The organism is Anaeromyxobacter sp. PSR-1 (assembly GCF_000964525.1).
In the GTDB taxonomy this organism is placed as follows: Bacteria; Myxococcota; Myxococcia; order Myxococcales; family Anaeromyxobacteraceae; genus Anaeromyxobacter.
Map to the genome: position 1 here is coordinate 19,947 of NZ_BAZG01000020.1, position 22,388 is coordinate 42,334.

21 protein-coding genes are annotated in these 22,388 nt (G+C 75.5%); 13 read left to right on the forward strand and 8 right to left on the reverse strand.

The window, feature by feature from the left end:
- Nucleotides 1-3 precede the first annotated feature (3 nt).
- A complete protein-coding gene (locus PSR1_RS05715; RefSeq protein WP_059436663.1) occupies nt 4-2,775 on the reverse strand; it encodes an IPT/TIG domain-containing protein in 2,772 nt (923 codons plus the stop codon).
- Nucleotides 2,765-3,949, reverse strand: a complete 1,185-nt coding sequence (locus PSR1_RS05720) for a hypothetical protein (protein ID WP_059436664.1) — start codon at nt 3,947-3,949, stop codon at nt 2,765-2,767. The genes PSR1_RS05715 and PSR1_RS05720 overlap by 11 nt, the downstream gene beginning before the upstream one ends.
- Before the next feature lie 224 nt (nt 3,950-4,173).
- Between PSR1_RS05720 and PSR1_RS05725 the strand changes: the two genes are divergently transcribed.
- Nucleotides 4,174-4,401: a DUF6132 family protein gene (locus tag PSR1_RS05725; protein WP_059436665.1), complete on the forward strand. Its 228-nt coding sequence runs from the start codon at nt 4,174-4,176 to the stop codon at nt 4,399-4,401.
- 34 nt (nt 4,402-4,435) lie between these two features.
- Here PSR1_RS05725 and PSR1_RS05730 read toward each other — a convergent pair whose 3' ends face one another.
- A complete protein-coding gene (locus PSR1_RS05730; RefSeq protein ID WP_059436666.1) occupies nt 4,436-5,587 on the reverse strand; it encodes an acyltransferase in 1,152 nt (383 codons plus the stop codon).
- A gap of 366 nt (nt 5,588-5,953) precedes the next feature.
- Here PSR1_RS05730 and PSR1_RS05735 point away from each other — a divergent pair, with 366 nt between their 5' ends.
- The 12 genes from PSR1_RS05735 to PSR1_RS05790 all read left to right on the forward strand — a co-directional run bounded on the left by PSR1_RS05735 (nt 5,954) and on the right by PSR1_RS05790 (nt 16,118).
- Nucleotides 5,954-6,136, forward strand: coding sequence for a Flp family type IVb pilin (locus PSR1_RS05735; RefSeq protein ID WP_059436667.1), 183 nt, complete (start codon nt 5,954-5,956; stop codon nt 6,134-6,136).
- 69 nt (nt 6,137-6,205) lie between these two features.
- Nucleotides 6,206-6,715, forward strand: a complete 510-nt coding sequence (locus PSR1_RS05740; RefSeq protein WP_059436668.1) for a prepilin peptidase — start codon at nt 6,206-6,208, stop codon at nt 6,713-6,715.
- A gap of 1 nt (nt 6,716) precedes the next feature.
- Nucleotides 6,717-7,127: a TadE/TadG family type IV pilus assembly protein gene (locus PSR1_RS05745; protein ID WP_059436669.1), complete on the forward strand. Its 411-nt coding sequence runs from the start codon at nt 6,717-6,719 to the stop codon at nt 7,125-7,127.
- A gap of 20 nt (nt 7,128-7,147) precedes the next feature.
- Complete coding sequence (gene cpaB / locus PSR1_RS05750; RefSeq protein ID WP_059436670.1) at nt 7,148-8,071, forward strand: Flp pilus assembly protein CpaB; 924 nt, start codon at nt 7,148-7,150, stop codon at nt 8,069-8,071.
- On the forward strand, nt 8,068-9,531 hold the full coding sequence (locus tag PSR1_RS05755; RefSeq protein ID WP_059436671.1) for a type II and III secretion system protein family protein: 1,464 nt from the start codon (nt 8,068-8,070) through the stop codon (nt 9,529-9,531). The genes cpaB and PSR1_RS05755 overlap by 4 nt, the downstream gene beginning before the upstream one ends.
- A 33-nt stretch (nt 9,532-9,564) precedes the next feature.
- Nucleotides 9,565-10,698 (forward strand): AAA family ATPase, encoded by a 1,134-nt coding sequence (locus PSR1_RS05760; protein ID WP_059436672.1) that lies wholly within the window; start codon nt 9,565-9,567, stop codon nt 10,696-10,698.
- 2 nt (nt 10,699-10,700) lie between these two features.
- The gene (locus tag PSR1_RS05765; RefSeq protein ID WP_059436683.1) at nt 10,701-12,053 is read left to right on the forward strand and encodes a CpaF family protein; all 1,353 of its coding nucleotides are present in this window, start codon (nt 10,701-10,703) and stop codon (nt 12,051-12,053) included.
- Nucleotides 12,046-13,008: a type II secretion system F family protein gene (locus tag PSR1_RS05770; RefSeq protein ID WP_059436673.1), complete on the forward strand. Its 963-nt coding sequence runs from the start codon at nt 12,046-12,048 to the stop codon at nt 13,006-13,008. The genes PSR1_RS05765 and PSR1_RS05770 overlap by 8 nt, the downstream gene beginning before the upstream one ends.
- Nucleotides 13,009-13,019: 11 nt before the next feature.
- Nucleotides 13,020-13,937: a type II secretion system F family protein gene (locus PSR1_RS05775; protein WP_059436674.1), complete on the forward strand. Its 918-nt coding sequence runs from the start codon at nt 13,020-13,022 to the stop codon at nt 13,935-13,937.
- Nucleotides 13,934-14,707, forward strand: coding sequence for a tetratricopeptide repeat protein (locus PSR1_RS05780; protein WP_059436675.1), 774 nt, complete (start codon nt 13,934-13,936; stop codon nt 14,705-14,707). Before PSR1_RS05775 ends, PSR1_RS05780 begins: the two co-directional genes overlap by 4 nt.
- Before the next feature lies 1 nt (nt 14,708).
- Nucleotides 14,709-15,023 carry a hypothetical protein gene (locus PSR1_RS05785; RefSeq protein WP_059436676.1) on the forward strand — a complete coding sequence of 105 codons (315 nt, stop codon included), beginning with the start codon at nt 14,709-14,711 and terminating at the stop codon, nt 15,021-15,023.
- Between the two features lie 9 nt (nt 15,024-15,032).
- Complete coding sequence (locus PSR1_RS05790) at nt 15,033-16,118, forward strand: Tad domain-containing protein (RefSeq protein WP_059436677.1); 1,086 nt, start codon at nt 15,033-15,035, stop codon at nt 16,116-16,118.
- 52 nt (nt 16,119-16,170) lie between these two features.
- Here PSR1_RS05790 and PSR1_RS05795 read toward each other — a convergent pair whose 3' ends face one another.
- The 5 genes from PSR1_RS05795 to PSR1_RS05815 all read right to left on the reverse strand — a co-directional run.
- Nucleotides 16,171-17,715 (reverse strand): hypothetical protein, encoded by a 1,545-nt coding sequence (locus tag PSR1_RS05795; protein WP_059436678.1) that lies wholly within the window; start codon nt 17,713-17,715, stop codon nt 16,171-16,173.
- A 92-nt stretch (nt 17,716-17,807) separates the two neighbouring features.
- Nucleotides 17,808-18,695, reverse strand: a complete 888-nt coding sequence (locus PSR1_RS05800; protein WP_059436679.1) for a glucose 1-dehydrogenase — start codon at nt 18,693-18,695, stop codon at nt 17,808-17,810.
- 60 nt (nt 18,696-18,755) lie between these two features.
- Entirely contained in the window at nt 18,756-19,517 is a 762-nt protein-coding gene (locus PSR1_RS05805) for an NYN domain-containing protein (RefSeq protein ID WP_059436680.1), read from the reverse strand.
- Nucleotides 19,518-19,666: 149 nt separating this feature from the next.
- On the reverse strand, nt 19,667-21,634 hold the full coding sequence (locus PSR1_RS05810) for a CxxxxCH/CxxCH domain-containing protein (protein ID WP_059436681.1): 1,968 nt from the start codon (nt 21,632-21,634) through the stop codon (nt 19,667-19,669).
- Nucleotides 21,635-21,817: 183 nt separating this feature from the next.
- On the reverse strand, nt 21,818-22,388 hold a 571-nt coding region (locus PSR1_RS05815; RefSeq protein ID WP_152643313.1), incomplete at its 5' end, for a CxxxxCH/CxxCH domain-containing protein.

Sequence of the window (22,388 nt, forward strand, 5' to 3'; positions counted from 1 at the left end):
CGCTCAGGGGGCCGTCGCGCTCACGGTCACCGCGTGCACGGTGACCGTCGGCGCCGGGCCCCCGTTCACGTCCGCGGCCGTGACGGTCGCGCCGAGCGTGTAGCTCCGCGCCTGCGACGGCGTGCAGCTCCAGGTGAAGGTCGCGCTGCCGCCGCCGCCGGGCACGTCCACCGGGACCGGAGGCGCGACGGGCATGCAGGTCGCGAGGCCGGCTGGCGTGGCGGTCGGCGTCACCGCGGTGATCCGCGCACCCGCCTCGCCACCGTTCGCGATCACGAGCGTGAGGCCCGCGGGCGTGTTCACGGGGACGCTGGTCGCGGACGGCGTCAGCGTGCCGGTGAGCTGTGGGGCAGCCTGCACCGCCACGGCGGCGGGCGTGACGGTGGGGCTCGCGTCGGCTCCGCTCCCGGCGTCCCGGGCCGTCACCGCCGCCCCGAGCGCGACCGACCCCGCCCCGGTGCCCGTGCAGGTCCACCCGAACGTCAGGCTGCCGCCGCCGGCGATCGCCTGCGGCGGGGCGGGCGCGGCGGCCGTGCAGGTGGCCGCACCGGTGCCGGAGGTGCGCGACGCGCCCGTCTGGAACGCGGTGACGCCGGCGGTGCCCTGGCCGTCGTTGACGAGGAGCAGGCTCACCGGGATCGCCTGGCCCACGCTGATCGTCGAGCGGCTCGCCTGCACCGTCGCCGGCGCAAGGTGGCCTGGCGCCTGGACCGTGACCGGGACCGGGGTGGGCTGCGCGGCGAGCGCGGGCGCGGAGGTCACCGCGGCCTCGAGCGCGTAGCTGCCGACCTCTCCGGCGGTGCAGCTCCAGGTGAACGTCTGGTTGGCGCCGGCAGGGATCGGCCGCGGCAAGCCCGGTGCGGGCGCGCTGCAGCTCCCCGCGGTCGCGCCGGTCATCGAGGGCACGATCCCGGTGACCTGGGTCGTGACCGCCGACACGTTCGCGATCGTGAGCGTGACGCCGAAGGGCTGCCCGGGGCTCGCCACCAGCGGCGAGGCGGTGAACTCGGCGACCGCGGGCACGCCGCCGGAGTCCACCGCCACGGTCGTGCTGGCGGTGGCGCGGAGCCGGGCGCCGGTGTTCACGTCGGTCGCGTCGGCCGTGGCGCCGAGGAGGGCGGATCCCGGGTCGGTCGGCGTGCAGGGCCACTGGAAGGTTGCGCGGCCGCCGCCCGGGACGATCACCGGGGTCGCCGGGGTGACCGCGCCGCAGACCGCCGAGGCCGGACCGGTCGGCGCGACCGAGGTCACCTCGGCCGCGGCGCCGCCGGGGTTCGAGACCTCGAGCGTGAGCGCCACCGGCTGGCCGGCGATCGTGGTGGTCGGCTGGGCGGTGATGGCGCCGGTGAGCGCGGCCGGCGCCTGGATCAGCACCTCGGCGGGCGAGGCGGTCGCGCCGAGGACCCCGCCCGACACCGCGTCGGTGCCGCTCGCCGTGCCGCCCAGGACGAGCAGGCCGGCGGCGCTCGCGCTGCAGGTCCACGTGAAGGTGGCGGACGCACCGGCCGCGAGGCGGCCCGGGCCCGGCGCAGGCGCGGTGCAGGTCGAGGTCGCCGCCGGGTCCCGCGTGGCCACGATCGACGCGACCTCGGCGGCGGCGGTGCCGCCGTTGAAGAGCGTGAACGTGACGTGCACCGGCTGGTCCACGTCCGCGGTGGTGCGGTCCACCGCCAGCGCGGCGGTCAGCTCCGCGGGCCGGAGCACGTGCAGGCTCGCGGTGGGCGCGGAGGCTTGCAGCGTGGCGCCGGTGTTCGCGTCGGTGCCGCCGACGCTGGCGCCGAGCGCGACGTCCACGGCGGCGAGCGGCGTGCAGGTCCAGGCGAACGCGCGCGCGCCGGCCCCGGCGACGGGTTGCGGCGGGGAGGGCGTGGGAGCTCCGCACGCGACGGCGTCAGCCGGCGTGGCGGTCGGCTCGACGCGCGTCACCGTGGCGCCGGCCTGCCCGGTGTCCTGCACCGTGAGCGAGATCGCGAGCGTCTGGCCGATGAGCGCCTCGGCGGGGTTGCCCTCCACGGCGAGCGCGACGTCGAGCGCGGCGGGGGTCTGGATCAGCACGGAGGCGGGCGACGCGGAGGAGGCGGACACCGGATCGCCCGAGGTGGCGTCCGTGCCGCCGGCGGTGCCGCTCAGGGACAGCGTGCCGGGCGCGCTGGCGGTGCAGGTCCAGTGGAAGGTGGCGGACGCGCCGGTGCCGAGCGCTCCCGGCGCCGGGGTGACGGAGCCACAGGTGGCCGCCGCCGTGCCCCCGTGATCCAGGACGACGGAGGTCAGGTTGGCGGTGGCGTGGCCGCCGTTCAGCACCGTCAGCGTCACCGAGACGGCCTGGCCGACGTTCGCGGTGTCGCGGTCGGCCGCGATCGAGGCCGCGAGCGCCGCCGGCGCCGCGCCGGTGACCTCGAACGCGTCGTCCAGCGCGCCCTGCCGGCCGAGCGCGTTCTCCACCACGAGGCGCTTCGAGCCCGGCGCGAGGCCGGCGGGCACCGTGGCCTGCAGCGTGCGGACGTCCACCCAGGTGACCTGCTCCAGCTCCGTATCGCCGAGCCAGGCGCGGTGCCGCACGTCCACCTCGGCGCCGCCGCCGGACAGCTTCGTGGAGGGGCGGGTCAGGAAGCCGTCGCCGTGGATGGTGACCCGCGTGGCCTGGGCCGACGGGCCGGCGGCGGGATCGACCGACGCGGGCCGCGGCGCCTCGCCGTCCGATCCGCTCGAGCACGAGAGCGCGGCGAGCGCGGCGAGCGCGGCGAGCGCGGCGAGGCTGCCGAGCCTAGAACGCATCGAACCGCACCCCCGCCGACAGCAGCAGCGGCCAGCCGGCGCCGCGCACCGTGTCGAGCCGCGGATCGCCGAGCCAGTACCCGCGCACCTCGGCGAACGGCGCGCCGAACCGCGTGCGGAACGCGAGCTCCAGGCCGGCCGTCGCCGCGGGGGCCCAGGCCGACTCGGTGAGCTCGGGCTGCCCGGCGAGACGCGCGCTGCTCGCCACCCGCGCCGCGCCGCCGCCCAGCGACAGCGTGGCCGTGCCGCGCGCGCCCAGCGCTGCCCGCGCCGCCAGCGACAGGGTGAGCGGGAGCGCGCTCCGCTCCGCGCGCAGGTCCAGCCCGGCGCGCGGCGCCCACGCGAGCCCGTCCTCGCGGACGCCCCACCACGCCACCGCGGCCACCAGGGCGAGCGGCACCGGCGCGCCCACCAGCCACGCCGCCGCGTCCGCCCCGAGGGCCAGCGCCGGACCGCCCCCGCCCAGGATCACACCCGCCCGCGGGGAGACCGTGAGCACGGCCGGGACCGCGCGCAGCGGCAGCGCGCGCGAGGCGGACGCCGCGCCGGCCGAGGCGCGCACCACGTCCTCGCCGGCCCAGGCGCTGCGCGGGGCGCGGTACTCGGCCAGCCAGCGGCCGGCGCCGAGCGGCACCGGCTCGGACACCGACCCGCGTCCGGCGGTGAGCCGCGGCTCCTCGGCGACCGGGTTCCCGTTCGCGTCCGTCACCGAGATCCAGAGCGGGTGGCGCTCGCCGGCGGCGGCGAGGCCCTCGGGCACGTCCACCACGATGACGCGCGCCGGGCCGGGCCGGAGGGCAAGGGAGGCAGATGCGGCGGCGCTCTCCGCGGTGGCGAAGGCCACCATGGACGTGCGCGCGCCGAGCGTGGTCGGGGCGGTGATGCGGCAGGTGTAGACGCCCTGCGAGACGCGGAGGAGGCCCTTCACGGTCCCGGCGTCCACCTCGACCGTGAGCGCTGCGTCGCGGGCCCGGCCGTCGGCATCGCGCAGGCGGGCGACGAGCAGCACCTCGTCGCCGGGTTGCGCTTCCCGTGCCTCGAACGACAGCTCGAGCTCGAGCGGCGTCGCCGCGGACGCCGCGTCGGCGCCCTGCTCCTGCGCCGGCACCTGCGCCTGCGCGCCGCGCGCCGCGAGCGCGAGCGCGACCAGCAGGCAGCCCACCACGATGCGCACGCGTGCTCCCCCGGAGCGGCAGCAAAGCAGGGAGCCCGCCGGCACGTAAATCACCCGGGGGCAGGAGCGCGGGCGCGGGCGCCGGCGCGCGGGCGCGCGGGTCCTCCCGACCCGTGGACGCGGGGCGGCCATGACCTGCGGAATCCTCTGCGTCCGCGCGGGCTCTCACCCCCCAGGGGACCGCGCGGCGGCCCCGGAACCCGCAGCACCCCGAGGAATCCAACGTGAACGTTCCCCCCAGCCTCCGCGCGCACTGGCGCACCCTCGCCGGCGCGGCGGTGGGCGCCGCCCTCGGCGCGGCCTACGCGCACTTCATCGGCTGCCGGACCGGCACCTGCCCGCTGACCGGCAACGTGTGGACCGCCGCGGGGTTCTTCGGCTTCACCGGCGCGATCGTCGGGCTGCCCGGGCCGCGGAAGCCGGGCGGGGAGCCGGAGCAGCGGGCCTCCTGAGCCGGGGAACCGCGCCCCGGAAACGCGCGCGGCGCTAGGGCGCGGGCGGGCGCGCGGCCGCGAGTGGCGCCTGGCCCAGGGCCGCCCGCAGCGCGCGGCGTGCGGGCCGCTCGAGCCACCGCGACACCGCCAGCGAGACCGCGACCGCAAACGCCGAGAACCCCAGCACGAAGCCGGGCGACGCCGCTGATCCCGGGGTGCGCACCAGCAGCTCCGCCCAGCGCCACAGCGGGTCCTGCAGCGCGTAGAGCGCGAAGCTCGCCTCGCCGAGCGCCTGGAGCGGGCGCGCCGACAGCGCGCGGCCGAGCGCGCCGCCCGCCGACGCCACGCCCGCGAGCCCCGCCACGAGCAGCGCCCAGAGCGGGACGAACAGCCCGTTGTGCACGAGCACGTACGGGAAGCCGCTCCAGGCGAGCGCGGCCACCGCCGCCGCCAGCGCGAGCGCGGCCGCGGGGCCGGCCAGGCGGCGCGGGAGCGCGGCGCCGCGGCGGAGCAGCAGCCCCAGCGCCACGCCGGCCAGGAACTCCCCGAGGCGCGCGACCGGGTGGAACTTGAGCGCCTCGAGCCAGCGCGGCTCGTGCCGCAGCAGCTCGGCGCCAGGGCCGTCCGGGCGGAGCGCGAGGTACGCGAGCGGGAGCGCGAGCGAGGCCGCCCACGCCGCGCAGAGCGCGAGCGCGAGGCCGCGCCGGGACAGGCGCGAGAGCCGCGCCGTCGCGAACGGGAAGACCGCGTAGAACGTCGCGATGGCCGAGGTGGACCAGCCCGGCGCGCTCCACAGCCGCGAGATGGGCGGGAGCCACGCGTGGACGAGCAGCAGGGAGGCGCCCGCCACCACGGCTGCCTTCGCGAGCCCGGCCGCGCCGTCGCCGGACCAGCGCGCCAGCGCGAACGGCGCGGAGAGCGCGAACGCGAGCAGGTACGCCGGGTAGAGCCGGGCGAGCCGCGCCGTCATGAACGCGCGCCGCTCGGCGCGGTCCATGGGGTGCGGGTTGGCCCAGGCGAGGACGAACCCGGACAGCACGTAGAAGAGGCTCACCCAGGCGTAGCCGCCGGTCTGGAGCGCGCGCGCCCACGCCGGGGCGCCCGCCACGAGCGGGCCGCCGTAGTGGAAGAGCAGGATCCCGAGCGCGGCCGCGAAGCGGATGCCGGTGAGCGGCGCCAGGCGGTCGTCGCGAGCGGACGGCACCCCAGGAACATGCGGGCGGGCTCGCGCGAAAGGTACGGGGCGCCCCCGGAGGCGCCGGCGAGCGGCTGCGGGCGGACGGCAGCCGGGCGTGCGGCCGTCCGCCCCGTGGTTCCCGCCAGCGCGGGACGGCAGATCCCGTAGCCCGAAGGCGGCTGGGTGCGGCTCGTACCTCGCGACGAGCAGGCGATTCGCGAGTGTCGCGGCGCGAGTTCACCGGCTGTGCGCATGCGCCATCCCTCCCCCGCGCGTCTGGCGAGCCGGCGACGAGGCATTGTGGGACATGCCGCTGGTGAAACCGGGAATCCTTCCCCGCGTCAGGAACGAACGACGGGGCCATGGCGGCCCTCGTGCGACCAGGGGGACGAGATGCTGCAGACGCTGAAGAGGCTGTGGAAGGACGAGGAAGCGCCGACGGCGGTGGAGTACGCGATCATGGTCGCGGTGATCGGGCTCGTGATCATCGTCGGCGCGCAGCTGCTCGGCACGAACGTCAACACGACGTTCGGCAACGCCGCGAACCGCGTTCCCGGCGGGGCGGCGGCTCCGTAGCACGGCACGCGAGCGGTGCTGGCCCGCACCAGCGGGTCCGGGCCAGCACCGTCGTACCCGGCCCACGCCATGACCACCTCTCCGTTCGCCTTCGGGACCTTCGGGTTCCTGCTCGCCGTCGCCGCGGCCTCGGACGCCGCCGGGCGCCGGATCTCGAACCGCATCACCGTGCCGCTCGCGGTGGGCGGCATCGCGGTGCAGGCGGCTGGCGGGCTCGTGGGCGCGGCGAGCGCGCTGGTGGCGGTCGGCGCGGTGGGCGCGCTGCTCTGGGTGCCCTGGTCGCGCGGCTGGCTGGGCGGCGGGGACTGGAAGCTGGCGGTGGCGGCGGCGCCGTGGGTGGGGCTGGGCTCGCTCGCGAGCTACCTCACGACCTCCGCGGTGGCGGCCGGCGGGCTGGCGGCGGTGGCGTGGCTGGCGAGCGGCGGCGCGGCCCGGCGCGACATCGGGTCGAACCTGCGCGCGGCCGCGGCGGGACGTCCGGTGTCGATCCCGGCGCGCGCGGCCGGCGATCGCGTGAGCGTGCCGGCGGGCGCGGCGTTCGCGGCGGGTGCGCTCGCGGCCGTGGTGATGGGGGGATGAGATGCGCTCCGGGCGGCAAACCGAGCGTGGCGTCGCGGCGGTGGAGTTCGCGCTGGTCCTCCCGTTCCTGCTCGCCATCGTGCTCGGCGGGCTCGAGTGGGGCTTCTACTTCTTCCGCGAGCAGGTGGTGGTGAACGCGGCGCGCGAGGGGGCGCGGGCGGGCAGCGTCGCCGCGGTGGCGCCGCTCGCCGCGGCCGAGGGCGCCGCGCGCGCAGCGCTGATCGCGGGCTCGGTGGATCCCGGCGCGGTGGGCGCCACGGTGGCGGCGACCTCGCGCAGCACGGTCGATCCGGTCACCGGCGAGACGGTGGACTCGGTGGTGGTGACGGTGTCGTTCCCGTTCGTCCCGCTGACGGGGTTCGGGATCCCGGTGCCGGACACGGTGTGGGCGCGGGCCGAGATGCGTCGCTGAGGTGCAAGGGGGGGGGAGAGATGTCGAACGGTTCGGACGGGATGGGCGTGCTGAAGCGCGCCGCGGAGCGGGGTCCGCGACGCACCGGGCTGCGCGTCGTTTTGTTCCTGCTGATCGCGGCCGGCGCCGCGGCGCTCGCGGTGCTGCTGGTCACCCGCTACGTCGACACCCGCACGGCGGCCGCGCGCGTGTCGACCACGCCGGTGGTGGTGGCGACCATCGACCTGCCGGAGGCCACCACGCTGCGCGCCGACGTCCTCGCGGTGGTGCAGTGGCCCAGCGCGAACGTCCCCGAGGGCGCGGCCTCCGACCCGGCCAGGCTGGTGGATCGCGTGGTCCGCGCGCGCGTCATCAAGGGCGAGCCGGTGGTCGAGTCGCGCCTCGCCGCCGCGGACGCCGGGCACGGGCTCGCGGCCATCCTCCCGCCGGGCATGCGGGCCGCCGCGGTCCGGGTGAACGACGTGGTCGGCGTCGCCGGCTTCATCCACCCCGGCGACTCGGTGGACGTCATCGTGGTGATGCGGCCGGAGACGAACGGCAACTCCAACCCGGCATACTTCTCGAAGATCATCCTCCAGAACGTACCGGTCCTGGCGGTGGGCAAGGAGCTGGAGCGGAACGAGCGCAGCCTGGAGAAGTCGCTGCCGGCCACGGTCGCCACGCTCATGGTGGACAGCGAGCAGTCCGAGAAGCTCGCCCTGGCGCAGACCAAGGGCAACATCCTGCTCACGCTGCGCAGCGGCATCGACCGCGAGCTGGTGGACACGGCCGGCGTGAACCCGGCCGGCCTCGTCAACGCGCACGTCGAGCCGCCGATCAACGTGAAGCCGGCGCCGCCGGTGCGCCGCGTGGCCCGGGCGCCGGAGGCGCCGAAGCAGGTGGTGGAGATCCTCCGCGGCGACCTCTACGAGCGGCGCGACTTCGGGAAGGGAGGGGCCAAGTGAGCCGGCACGCGGTGGTGGTGGCGCTGATGCTCGTCGCGGGCCGGGCGGCCGCGGCGCAGGACGTCGTCCCGACGATGCGCATCGACCGCGAGGTCGGCGCGGCCCGCAGCATGAGCCTGGAGGCCGGCCAGAACCGGCTGCTGGTCGTCTCCGACCAGATCGGCCGGATCGCGGTGGCCAACCCGGACGTGGCGGACCTGAAGGTCGTCACCCCGTACCAGGTGCTGCTCACCGCCAAGGGGATCGGCTCCACCGACCTCACCCTCTGGGACCGCGACAACCACCCGCTGGTCATCGCGCTGCAGGTGACGCGCAACCTGGAAGGCCTCCGCAAGCAGCTGAAGGAGCTGTTCCCGGGCGAGAAGATCGAGGTCTCCTCCGCCGGCGACCTGGTGGTGATCGCCGGGCAGGTGAGCGACGTCCGGATCCCGGAGCGCGTCGCCGAGGTGGCCCGCCTGCACGCGAGCAAGGTCGCGAACCTGGTGCAGGTCTCGGGGCAGCAGCAGGTGCAGCTCGAGGTCCGCTTCGCCGAGGTCGGGCGCACCGGGCTCCGCGAGATGGGCGTCAACTTCTTCCACAAGTCCGACGACGGCAAGCGCGTGGGCGGCATGACCGGGAACCGCACCTACCCCGGCGACTTCCTCAACACCCAGTCCAACCCGTCCATCCCCGGCACCGGCCCGCGCGGCCTGTGGGCCTCGGGCCTCCCGCCGGACGTGCCGAACCCGGCGTTCAACAACGCGTTCAGCTTCTTCCTCTCGCAGGGCGGCCAGTTCCCGTTCTCGGTGATGCTGAACCTGCTCGAGCAGAGCAACCTCGCGAAGACGCTCGCCGAGCCCACGCTGGTCGCCATGAGCGGCCAGGAGGCGGCGTTCCTGGCCGGCGGCGAGCTGCCCATCCCGCTCGCGTCCACCTTCGGCCAGACCGCGGTCGAGTGGAAGAAGTTCGGCATCCAGCTCCACTTCACGCCCACGGTGATCGGCGACGCCATCCACCTCAAGCTGAAGGCGGAGGTGAGCGACCTCGACCCGACCACCGCGGTGACCGTGGGCGGCACCACCATCCCGGGCCTGGTGTCGCGGCAGAGCGAGACCACCATCCGGCTGGGCGACGGCCAGAGCTTCGCGGTGGCCGGGCTCATCTCCGACAAGGTGCGCTCGCAGAGCGCCCGCGTCCCGGTGCTCGGGTCGATCCCGATCCTCGGGGCGCTCTTCCGCTCGCAGGCCTACCAGCGCGACGAGACCGAGCTGCTCGTCGTGGTGACGGCGCGGCTCGCCAAGCCGGTGGCGCCGCACGAGCTCCCGCCGCTGCCGACGGACTTCGAGAACAACGACCCGTCCGACGCGGCGCTCTTCCTGCTCGGGAGCGACGGCTCGGCGGTGAAGCAGCCGAAGGGCGCGAAGGGCGCGGGCCCGACCGCCGCGCGCGGCGCGGCCGGTGAGCGCGGGTACAGCAGGTAGTCGGGTCCAGCGACGCAGTCCAGGGGGGAAGCCATGGAACCGAAGGGCATCTACGTGACCGGTCTGGCGCCCGCCGCCGAGGCGGAGCTGCTGACCTCGCTGCGGGACCTCCGGCTCGCGCGCGTGGACGAGGCGCCGGCGAGGGTGGACGACTCGACCCGGACGCCGCTGGCGGTGGTGGGCCTGAACGGGAACCCCGACGGCGCGTTCGCCACCGTGGCGCGGCTCTCCGCGTCCGGGGCGCGCGTCGCGGTGGTCGGGCCGGCGAAGGACCCCGACCTGATCCTGCGCGCGATGCGCGCCGGCGCCCGGGAGTACGCGGTGGTGGGCGACGCGGCGCGGCTGCAGCAGGCGGTGCGCAGCCTGGCGCGGACCGACGGCGCCGCCGCCGCCGGCCAGGTGCTCGCGGTCTTCCCGGCGAAGGGCGGCATGGGCGCGACCACGCTGGCGGCGAACCTGGCCGCCGACCTGGTGCGGGGCGGCGACCGCACCTGCCTGGTGGACCTCGACCTGCAGCTCGGGGACGTGAACGCGTTCCTCGACGTGCACGGCGGCTACACCATCACCGACGTGGTGGCGAACATGCGGCGGCTCGACCGCGAGCTGCTGGACGCCTCGGTGCAGGCGCACCGGTCCGGCGTGCACGTGCTCGCGCAGGAGGAGCGGCTCGAGGAGGCCGAGCACCTGGACGCGGCGGCGGTGGAGAAGCTGATCGCGTTCCTGCGCCAGCACTACCAGCACCTGGTCCTCGACGGGCTGCGCGGGTTCGACGAGCGCTCGCTGGGCGCGCTCGACGCCGCCGACCGGGTGGTGCTGGTCGTGACCCAGGAGGTGCCGGCGGTGCGCAACGCCCAGCGCTGCGTGGAGCTCTTCCGCAAGCTCGGCTACCCCGACGCGAAGCTCGCGATCGTGGTGAACCGGTGCCTGCGGTCCTCGAACATCACGCCCGAGGTGATCGCCGAGACGCTGGGGGTGCCCGTCACGGCCACCGTGGCCAACGACTTCGCCGCGGCGAGCCGGGCCGTGCAGCGGGGCTCGACCATCCTGGAGGAGGCGCCCCGCTCGGCGCTGTCGCGGGACGTCTCGACGCTGGCCCGGAAGCTCTCCGGCGCCGACCAGGATCGACGCCGTCCGGGCATGCTGCGCCGGATGTTCGCGCGGAGGTGACCGTGAGCCTCGCCGACCGCCTCAAGCAGCGCGCGAACGAGCCGGCCGCCGCCCACGCGATGGTGGCGGAGACCGCGCCGCAGGACTTCCACGATCTGAAGGGCGAGCTGCACCGCCGGATCGTGGACGCGCTCGACCTGCAAGCGTTCGAGAAGCTCGCCCCGGAGCGGCGGCGCGACGAGCTGCGCAACGTGCTCGCCGGCGAGATCGCGCGACGGGACCTCCCGCTCAACCAGATCGAGCGCGAGCGGATGGTGCAGGAGCTGCTCGACGAGCTCACCGGCCTCGGGCCGCTGGAGCCGCTGCTCGCCGACCCGACCATCTCCGACATCCTGGTGAACACCTACGCGACCGTCTACATCGAGCGCGGGGGCCGGCTGGAGCTCACCCCGGTGCGCTTCGCCGACAACCAGCACCTGATGCAGATCATCAACCGGATCGTGTCGCGGATCGGCCGGCGGGTGGACGAGACGTCGCCCATGGTGGACGCGCGCCTCCCCGACGGCTCGCGCGTGAACGCCATCATCCCGCCGCTCGCGCTCGACGGCCCCATCGTGTCGATCCGGCGCTTCGGCGTGACGCCGCTCCGGATGCGCGACCTGCTCGCCGGGGGCGCCCTCAGCGTCGAGGCGGCCGGGTTCCTGGGGGCGTGCGTCGAGGCGAAGCTCAACATCCTCATCAGCGGCGGCACCGGCGCGGGCAAGACGACGCTGCTCAACGCGCTCTCCGCGTTCATCCCGGACAGCCAGCGCATCGTCACCATCGAGGACTCGGCCGAGCTCCAGCTCCAGCAGCGCCACGTGGTGCGCCTCGAGACCCGCCCGCCCAACATCGAGGGGAAGGGCGAGATCCTCGCCCGCGACCTGGTCAAGAACGCGCTCCGCATGCGCCCCGACCGCATCGTGGTGGGCGAGGTCCGCGGCGGCGAGGTCCTCGACATGCTCCAGGCCATGAACACCGGCCACGAGGGGTCGATGACCACCGTCCACGCGAACACGCCGCGGGACGCGCTGGCGCGGCTCGAGGCCATGATCGGCATGAGCGGCGTGCCGCTCTCGGAGGGAGCCACGCGGGCCACCATCTCGCGCGGCCTGAACGTCATCGTCCAGCTCAACCGCGGCACCGACGGTCGCCGCCGGATCACCAGCATCGCGGAGATCACCGGGACCGAGGGCGCGGCGATCACGATGCAGGACGTGTTCCGCTTCGAGCAGCACGGCGTGGACGCGACCGGGAAGATCCTGGGCGACTTCAGGCCCACCGGCATCCGGCCGCGCGCCCTCACGCGCATCGCCCAGTTCGGCGTCGATCCGGGCCGCATCATCGAGCGGCTCCAGGGGCCGGCCCATGCGTGAGGTGATGATCGCCGCGGCCGCCGTGGCCATCTTCGCGGGCCTGGAGGCGGCGTACCACCTCGCGCGCTACTTCGCGGATCGGCGCTCCGCGGAGCTGCGGCGCCGCCTGCACGCCATCGGGCGCGGCAGCGCGCTGGACGCGGATCTCCTGCGACGCGGCCGGCTCGCGAAGGGCGCCGCCCTGCAGCAGGCGCTCCAGCACGTACCCGGCGCCCGGGGCCTCGAGCGGCTCCTCGAGCAGGCAGACTCGAGCTGGACCGTGGCGCGGCTCGGGGCGCTCACGCTGGCCGGCGCCGTGGTGGCCGCGCTCCTCGGCGTCAGCCTGAGGTCGGGCGGCCTCGGCGTGGCAGGCCTCACGCTGGGCGGCGCCGCGCTGCCGATCCTGGGCGTGCTCTCGGCGCGGGCCAAGCGCAGCGCGAAGCTGTCGGAGCAGCTCCCGGAGGCGCTCGACATGATGGCGCGCTCGCTCCGCGCCGGGCACGCGGTGACCTCGGCGTTCCAGGTGGTGGCGAGCGAGATGCCCGAGCCCATCTGCGTGGAGTTCGCGCGCGCCTACGAGGAGCAGCGGCTCGGCCTCACCCTGGAGCGCGCCGTGGTGCAGATGTCCGAGCGCTGCCCCGGGAACGGGGACATGAAGATCTTCGCGGTGTCCGCGGTGATCCAGCGCGAGACCGGCGGCAACCTGGCCGAGATCCTCGACCAGATCGGCGAGACGATCCGGCAGCGGTACCGCTTCTACGGCAAGCTCCGCGCGCTCACCGGCGAGGGCCGCGCCTCCGCCGTCGTCCTCGGCGCGCTGCCCTTCGCCGTGGCGGTGGCCCTCTCGATCCTGAACCCCGAGTACCTGATGGTGCTCCCGGGGACGGCCCGGGGGCAGATGATCATCCTGGGCGCGTCGGTCAGCTGGGTGGTCGGGCTCTTGTGGCTCTATCGCCTCACGCAGGTGGATCTCTAGGGGGCGGCGGCATGGGCGCGGAATCGCTGATGGCGTGGGGGATCGGCGGACTGGCGGTGGTGATCGTCGGCGCGCTGGCCGGCGCGTGGACCGCGATGCGCCGCGAGGCCGACCCGGTGGTCCGGCGCCTGCGGGCGACCGGCGCCGGCGCCCTGGACGGCGATCCGGCGCTCCAGCTGCAGCCCGGCCTGGCTTCGATGGAGGAGGAGGCCGGCAGTGGCTCCCGGCTCCGGCGCGAGCTGGTCTGGGCCGGCATCCGCCGCGCCGGCGCGCCCCAGGGCTTCGTCGCGGCGAAGGTGGCGCTCGCGGTGGTCGCCCTGACCGGCTTCGCCGCCCTGAACGCGCTCCGGACCGAGCCGGTGCGGACGGGCCTGCCCATGGCCGCGCTGATCACCGGCCTCGCGTTCTTCCTGCCCAACCTCTGGCTCCGCGCCCGGGTCGAGGCGCGGCAGACGCAGCTCGACCGCTCGCTGCCGGACGCGCTCGACCTCCTGGTGACCTGCGTCGAGGCCGGCCTGGGGCTCGACTCGGCGCTCCAGCGCGTCTCGGACGAGGTGGCGCTGGCGCACCCGCTGCTCTCGAAGGAGCTGCGCCTGGTGTTCCTGGAGGTGAAGGCCGGCATTCCCCGCATCGCCGCGTTCCGGCGCATGGCCGAGCGCACCGGCGCCCCCGAGCTGCGGTCGCTCTCGGCCACCCTGGCGCAGACCGAGCTGTTCGGGACCAGCGTGGGGGCCGCGCTCCGCGTCCAGGCCGAGGGGATCCGGATCCGCCGGATGCACCGCGCGGAGGAGAAGGCCGCGTACGTGTCGGTGAAGATGTCGCTCCCGCTGGTGCTCTGCATCCTCCCGTGCGTGTTCGCGGTGGTGCTCGGGCCGGCGGTGGTGAACATGGCCGAGCGCCTGTTCCCGCTGCTGGGAGGTGGGCGATGATCCGCCGCGCCGGCCTGGTGGCGCTGCTCGCGCTCTGCGCGTGCGCCGGCGCCCGGTCCCCGGGCCGTCCGCTGGACGAGGCGCGGCTGGCGGTGGCCAGGGCCATGATCGAGCACCGCGCCTGGAACGACGCGCTGCTCGCGCTCGATCGCTACCACGCGAGCGCAGCCCCCTCCGCCGAGAGCCTCACGCTCCGCGGCGTGGCGCTGCGTGAGCGTGGGGTGCACGAGGAGGCGCGCGCAGACTTCGAGCGGGCGATCCGGCTCGACGGCCGCCACGCCCCGGCGCACGCCGCGCTCGCCGTGCTCCACGACGTGGACGGCCGGTACGATCAGGGCGAGCGGCACCACCGCAGGGCGCTCGAGCTCTCGCCGCGCAACGCGTCCTACTGGAACGACTACGGGTTCGCGCTGTTCGCCCGCGGGCGCAACGACAAGGCGCTGGAGGCGCTGCGGAAGGCCGTGGAGATCGAGCCCACGCTCCGGCGGGCCCGGACCAACCTGGGCTTCGCCTACGCGCGAGCGGGCGACTTCACGCGGGCGGCGCAGCAGTTCGACCTGGCCGAGCCGCCCGCGGAGGCGCGCAACAACCTCGGGGTGGCGTACGAGGCGGCGGGGTTGCTGGCGCCGGCCTACGACGCCTACCTCGCGGCGGTGCGGCTGGACCCCGGCCTGGCGCGGGCGCGGGCGAACCTGGCGGACGTGGCCCGGACGCTGGGCCGCGCGCTGCCGCCGGACGTGGCGACCGGGCCGGTCGCGGGAGGAGGGTGACATGAGCGGAGCGAAGATCGCCGTGGTCTGTCTCGCCGTCGCGTTCGCCGGGTGCGGGTCGCGCAGGACCATCACGCCGACGCACGGGGTCGCGTACCGCGCCGCGTTCGGCGGACAGCGGGCCGCGCCCGCGCGCGCGCCGGTGGACCCGGCGCCCGGCCTCGACTCCCAGGAGGCCGCGATCATCGCGGCCTCGTACCGGAACAGCCTGGCGCCGAAGGGCGCGCAGCCGGATCAGGAGCCGCAGCTGCTGATCGTCGCGCCGCAGAAGGCGGGCTCGGCGGCGCGGCCGGCGCCGTCGGTCCCGGGCAACTGAGGAGCGCTCATGGCACGTCCGGACCCGAGGCGGAGCGAGCGCGGCGTCACGGCGGTCCTGGTCGCCATCGTGGTGGTGGTGCTGGGCGCGTTCCTCGCGCTCGCGCTGAACGTGGGGCACAGCCGGGCGGTGCGCGGGCAGCTGCAGAGCGCGGTGGACTCGGGGGCGCTGGCGGGCGCGGCCGAGCTGGACGGGACGCTCGCCCCGCTGCTGGCGGGGAGGCCGGGGGCCCTGGCGAGCGACTTCACGGAGCGGCACATCACCGACCGCTCCATGCCCGTGGAGATCGCCCCGACGAGCGACGTGATCCCGGGGCACTGGGATCCCTTCTCGGCGGATCCGGCCACGGCGTTCACGCCGGTGAGCCCGATCGTCACGGAACAGGACGCGCGGCGGGTGAACGCGGTGCTGGTGCGCGCCGGGCGCGAGGCCGCTCGCGCGAACGCGGTCGAAGTGGCGTTCTCCGGGTTCGTGGGCGCGGACCGCATGGACGTGGCGGCCGAGGCCGTGGCCGTGAACGGCGGCCCCTGCGAGGACTCGTGCCCGGATGCACCGCTCGCGTTCTTCGCCTGCGGCATCGAGGACCCCGACACCTACCAGCTCGCCTGCGGCCGGACGCTGCGCATCCACTTCAGCCCGGACGGCACCGACACCGCCGGGCTCTCGTCGCTCTCGCTCGACTCCGCCAACACGCAGACCTACCGCAACATCATCTCGGGGGCGCTGTGCCGGAACCTGCAGGCGGGCGACCTGGTCAACATCAGCAACGGCCAGCAGGGCTCGACGACGCTGTGCGGTCCCGAGAACAACCAGCCGACGTTCGACCACTACTGCCGCGCCGACGGGTCGGGCACCTGCACGCAGCCGCGCGAGGTTCGGGCGCCGGTGGTGGACGGCGAGTGCCCGCCGCGGTTCAACCAGACCCACCAGGTGATCGGGTTCGCGACGTTCCGGTTCGTCCGGATGGTCTGCGGCGGCGCCAGCAACTCGTACATCGACGTCGAGTTCCTGTGCGACGAGGTGGACGACGAGGCCGGCGTGATCGGCTGCGGCTGGTTCGGCACCGGTCCGCTGCGCCCGATGCTCGTGCGGTAGGCCGCCGGACGGGCCCGCTGCGTGGCGGGTCCCGCCGGATGGGCGCGCCGTCTCAGGGCAGCTGCGCTCGAGGCGCGCGTGCCGGTCCGGCGAAGGCGGGCCTGACGAAGAGGGAGGCGCGCGGCGTGCTCGCCACCTCGCGCCAGGAGCCGCTGCCGCGCAGGTACGCGTCGAGCCGGGAGCCGCGCTCGGACAGCGCGAGGCGCACGTCGTGCTCGGCCACCTGCCGCGCGTAGAAGGCCGGGTCCCCCTCGTACCACTCGCGCAGGAACGAGTCCCCGTACAGCTCACATCGATCGTCGCCGAAGATCCGGACGCCCGGGACGTTGTAGGCGACGAACGCGCCCAGCACCATGTCGGTCAGCACCGGGACGCGCGGCCCGAGGTCGCGCGCGGCGGCATCGAGCTGCGGGACGAGCGCGTACGGCCAGCGCGCGCGCTGTGGCCCCGCCAGCGGCGGGCCGCCTTCGTGATGGTTGAGCGCGGCGAGCGCGAGCACCGCGACCGGCGCGAGCCACGCGGCGCGCGCCAGGACCGGAGCCGGGCGGCGCGCGCCCCCGATCCCGATCCCGTGCCGTGCCAGCCACGCGGCGGCCCCGCTGCGCGAGAGGAGCTCGGCGAGCGCGATCAGCGCCGCGATCGCGAAGAGGGGCGCGTGCCGGATGCGCTGGAGCATCAGCACGAGCCAGACGAGCGGCAGGAGACAGGTCGCCGTCCAGCGGGCGCGGCCGCATGAGGCAGCCACGGCGGCGTACCCGGCCGCGAGTGGGACCACGTACCAGGACCCCGTCCTCCACAGCGACGCATGCTCCAGGATGTACCCGGCGATGACCGGTGACCTCACGATCGCCAGCCACGTCCGGATCATCTCCACGCCGTATGGGTTCAGGAGCGTGCCCGCCATGCCGGCGGCGAGGACGCCGCAGAGCGTGAGCGCGTCGGCGGGCCCGGTCACGGGGGACTCGTGCCCGAGCGCCCAGGTCGAGATCCAGAGGGCGGCCGCGAGCCCGAGCGTCGCCAGTCCGCCCAGGACGGCCCCGTGGCAGCTCGTCCACAGCACGAACAGCGGGACGAGCCACCACAGCCTGCGAAGGCCGGCGCGCCCGGCCTCCACGTCGGCGATCGCGGCGAAGGTCCACCCGAAGAACACCATCGAGACCAGGAGCGGGCGGACGTGGATGCTCCCGGCGCTGGTGAGGATGCCGAGCGAGGAGATCAGCACCGCCCATCGGATCTGGACCCCGCCGGCGACCAGCCGCGCGAACAGCCAGGTGAACAGGAGCGCCAGCGCGGCGCTCGCCACCACGAGCAACGCGTCGAAGCCACCGAGGCGATGGAGCAGCGCCATCGCGCTCTCCGCCAGCCACTGGTGCGCGATCCAGGGCTTCCCCTGGAAGGTGAAGGTGAGCCAGTCCTCGCGCGGCAGGCCGTGGGTCAGGATCCGCTCGCCGGTGAGCACGTGCCAGAACGTGCCCGGGTCCTGGAACATCCGCGACGCGCCGGCGATCGCGAGCAGCGCCCAGGTCGCGGCGAAGAACGCCGCCGACGGCGCAGCCTGGAGGCGGGTCGTCCACGCTCTGCGAGGTTCGGTCGCCATCGCGCTGAGGACGACTGTCGCGCCGCCGGGGGTGGCGCCGCAAGCGCGCGCGGGTCCCACCTCCGTCCCGCGTTCGCGGGGCGCGCGCGCACCTACGCCAGCGGCGACCCGCCCGTCACCCCCACGATCTCCCCGCTCACGTACCGCGCGTCGTCGGAGGCGAGGAACACGAACACCGGGGCGACCTCGGCCGGCTGGCCGGCGCGCTCCATGGGCGCGCTCTCGCCGTGCTTCTCCACCTTCTCGTCCGGGAACGACTGCGGGATGAGCGGCGTCCAGATGGGCCCGGGCGCGACCCCGTTCACCCGGATGCCGCGCGCGGCCAGCTCCTTCGAGAGCCCCTGCGTGAACGTGCGGATGGCGCCCTTGGTGGCGGCGTAGTCGAGGATCTGCGGGTTGGGGTGGTAGGCCTGGATCGACGTCGTGTTGACGATCGCGGCGCCGGGCTTCAGGTGGGGGAGGGCGTGGCGGGTCAGGTTGAACATCGCCACCACGTTGGTCCGGAACGTCCGCTCGACGCGCTCCGCGTCGAGGTCCTCGAAGCGCTCCACGGCGCGCCCCTGGAACGCGGCGTTGTTCACGAGCACGTCGAGCCTTCCGAACCGCTCGATCGCGGCCGCCACCACGCGCGCGCACTGCGCGTCCTCGGCGAGGTCGCCGGCCACCAGCAGCGCGGTGCGCCCGGCCGCCTCCACCACCCGCCGCGTCTCCTCGGCGTCCTCGTGCTCGGACAGGTACGACACCACCACGTGCGCGCCCTCGCGCGCGAACGCGAGCGCCACGGCGCGCCCGATGCCGCTGTCGGCGCCGGTGACGATGGCGACCCGGTCCTGCAGGCGGCCGTGCCCGCGATAGCTCCGCTCGCCGAAGTCCGGCCGCGGGCGCATCCCGGCCTCGCTGCCGGGCGTGGGCTGCTGCTGCTTCGGGTAGGGCGGCTGCGCGCCGGCCCGCCGCGGGTCGGGGTTCCGATCCTTCGCCATGGCGCCTCCTGCCCGAGAAGCTAGGGCGGAGCGCGCCGGGGCGCGGCGGCGGGCGGGACGCTAGGCCGCGGGGACCACGTACCACTGGCCCTTGGCGCCCTGCTCGCGGCGGAGCAGGCCCTCGGCCTCCATGGCCTCCAGCATCCGGTTGAAGGACGAGAACCCGTGCTCGCGCTCGTCGAAGTCGGGCTGGCGGCGCACGATGGCGGCCTTGATCGCGGACGGGTTCACCGGCCCGGCGGCTCGCCCAAGGATGGCGGCGGTGGCCTCGCGCGCGACCTCGGGGACGACCGCGGCGATCTTCTCCTTGGGCTTCTCCGGCTTCTCCTTGCCGCCGCCCTCGGCGCGGCGGCGGGAGCCGGGGCGCAGGTAGATGAACTCGTCGCAGGCCTTCACGAACAGCGGGCTGGTCGCCTCCCGCACCGCCATGCCGATGACCGTGCGGTCGTTCTCGCGCAGCTTGTAGGCGAGCGGGCAGAAGTCGGAGTCGCCCGACGCGATCACGAACGTGTCGATGTGCTCGCGCAGGTAGGCGAGCTCGAGCGCGTCGATGACGAGGCGCATGTCGGCGCCGTTCTTCCCGGCGCGGGTCGAGGGGGGCACGTCCACCAGCTCGACGCCCTTGTCGTGCAGGCGCGGGGTGGCGGCCGAGAAGCGCGTCCAGTCGGCGTAGGCCCGGCGGAACACCACCTTGCCCTTCTCGAGCAGCGTGTCGAGCGCGGGCTGGAGGTCGAACGTCTCGGCCGACAGGCCGGTGCGGGTGACGAGGTTCTCGAAGTCGATGAAGAGCGCGATCCGCTGATCGCTGTGCTCGCGGCGCATGGGAAGGGGCCTCCGGGCAGGCCGGGCAGGGGCCCGCAGCGCCCGGAACCTGACAGGTGCGGGGCGCGGGCGCAAGGAAAAGGGCCGAAAGGGCGAGGCCGGGGGGCGCACCCCCCGGCCTCGGGACCTTCACGGTACGTCCTGGTGGATCAGTACCAGGCGCGCTCCGGGCCGTGGCAGGCGACGGCGCAGCCGTGCGTGGTCCGGTCGTAGTTGACCGAGGCGGCCACGTCCACCTGGCCGTTCACGTGCAGCGCCTTGTCCGCGGTGGGCGGCGTGGCGCCCGGCGCGTACGCGGCGGAGTGGCAGACGCCGCAGGACAGCTTGAACGTGCCGACGTGCACGAGGTGCGCGTCGCTGAAGTCCGTGCCGGTCTGCGACGCGTGGCAGCTCGCGCAGTCCACCGAGGTGGCGGTCCAGGCCGGGGTGGCGGCCTTCCCGGCGCGGAAGCCGCCGTGGCAGTAGGTGGACGCGCAGGTCCCGGCGCCGGCGTCGAACGTGCCGGCGGCCGCGCCGCCCGGGGTCTTGAGCGCCACCGCGACCGCGCCGTCCACGTGCGCGATGTCGGCGTAGGGCTGCCCGTCGTGGCAGGCGCCGCAGGCGACGCCGTTGCTGATGGCGCCGGTGGGCTGCTTGCCGAACAGGTGCGTCTGGTGCGCGCCGACGCCGCGCTCCGACGGCGCCACGTGGCCCTGCGTGTCCACCGGCGGCGCCGCCGCGAGCTGCGCGCGGTTGGGCTCGCCGTGGCAGAAGGTGCAGCTCGTCTGCCAGGTCTGCTGGCCGTTCGCCGCGTGGCAGGCGTTGCACGACACGCCGGCGCCGGGCCCGCCGTCCAGGTCCGCGCCGTGGCAGCTCCGGCAGTCGTCGAGGCCGCGCGGGTACGCCGGGTCGTGGAAGTTCGCCGCCAGCCCGTGGGGCTGCTGCGTGCCGGCGGGTGCGAGCCAGCCGGCCGGGTGGACGTTCTGGTCCACCACGCCGTTCACGTGCAGGCCGTTCGCGACGAACATCGAGCCGTCCGGGTTCACGGTGCCGGGGTGGCACTGCGAGCACTGCGGCAGCGAGGCGAGCGGCGCGCCGCTGCGATCCACCGACGGGTGCGGCGAGGGCGGCACGAGCGCGTGGCAGCTCCCGCAGGTCGCGCCGCCGCTCCCCTGCGTCCAGGTCGGGGCGATGTTCAGGCCGCCGCCGCCGATGGGCGTGTTGCCGCCGCCGTGGCAGTAGACGCCGCTGCAGGTGCCGCTCGCGTAGCTCGGGTTCGCGTTCAGCGACGCGAGCGGGCCGAAGGTGACCACCGGCGCGCCGTTCGAGGCGTGGGCCGAGTCGGTCGGGACCACATGGCACTGGCTGCACGCGAACGCCTTCGCGAGCGGGCCGTCGCGCAGGTGCGCGAGGTGCGCGCCGACGCGGGCGCCGGTGACGTTGCCCTGCGTGTCCACCGGCGGCGCGGCGCGGACGAGCGGCGAGTCCTGCGTGCGGCCGGGATCGCCGTGGCAGCCGGCGCACGCGGTCAGCGCCACGATGTCCACGTGGCCGTCGACGTGCTTGCCGCCGGGCTTGATCTGCTGGTTCGCGTCCACCGAGTCGGAGTGGCACTGGAAGCAGTTCGTCGCGAGCGCGCTGTGGCTCGGCGGCGGGTTGCCGTGGCAGGCCTGGCAGCGCTCCGCCGCGCTGGGCTTCGGCTGGTTCCACGACGGGTTCGGCGTGGTGCCGCCCGCGAACAGCGTGCTGCCGTGGCAGTACGTGCTCGAGCAGGTGCCGCCGAGCGTGCCGGTGCCGGCGGCGTAGGTCGGGCTCGCGCCGTCCAGCTTCGCGGCCTGGCCGAACCGGACCTTGATGGAGCCGGGGCCGATGTGGTCCGGGTCGTCCACCGAGGACGGCACCTTGTGGCACGTCTCGCAGGCGACGCCGGCGTCGAGGTGCGCGGTGTGCGCACCGACCTTCGGGCCGGTCAGGCTGCCGTGGGCGTCGCGCGGGGGCGCGCCGGTGAGGTTGTCCACGCCGCCGTGGCAGCGCGTGCAGGTGGTGCCCGCCTCGGCGGCCTCCTCCACCTTGCGGGCCGAGCAGGCGGCGAGCAGGGCGAGGGAAAGGACGAGCGGGGTGATTCGAGCGGAGCGCATTCGGGAGGGTCCTCGGTCCGTGGCCGCGCCCGGATGGGCCGGCGCGCGGCGCCAGAATGCCCTCGTCGGCGGGCCGGTGGCTTGACCGTGCGCAAGGGACGCGTCACCCGACCGCAGGAGGCGCGGGTCGGGTGACGTGTGCCCTCGGGCACGGCGCGTGCCGGCAGCGCGACCGCCGGTCCGCTACCAGGTCTCGCCGCCGTGGCACCCCGGCGCACAGCTCCGGGAGGCCGCGTTCCAGCCGACGATGGGCTGCAGCTGCCGCGTGCCGTCCACGTGGGTGGCCGGCGCGACGGCGCTCGCAGTGTACCCGGTCCCGTGGCAGGTCGCGCACGAGATCGAGCGGCTGGAGACGTGCAGGAAGTGGCGCCCGGAGTAAGCGGACGTTCCGCTCCCGCTCTGCGGCAGGTGGCAGGAGGCGCAGGTGGTGCCGGCCGTCGAGGTCCAGGTCGGCGCCGGGGCGGCCGCGCCCGCGATGGAGCCGTGGCAGTAGGTGGACGCGCAGGTGGCGGCGGTGTGGTCCCAGGCCGGCGTGCGGCCGCCGGTGCGCGACAGCGCCCCGAACTGCAGCTGCACGGTGCCGTCCGCGTGCGTGGTCGAGGTGGGCACCGCGTGGCACTCGCCGCAGGCGAGCGGCGACGAGAGGCTCGCGAACAGGTGCTTCTGGTGCGCGCCGACCGCGATCGCGGTGACCGCCGTCTCGCCGCGCGTGCCGTACGGCGGCGCCGCCGCATTGGTGGCGCGCGCGGGATCG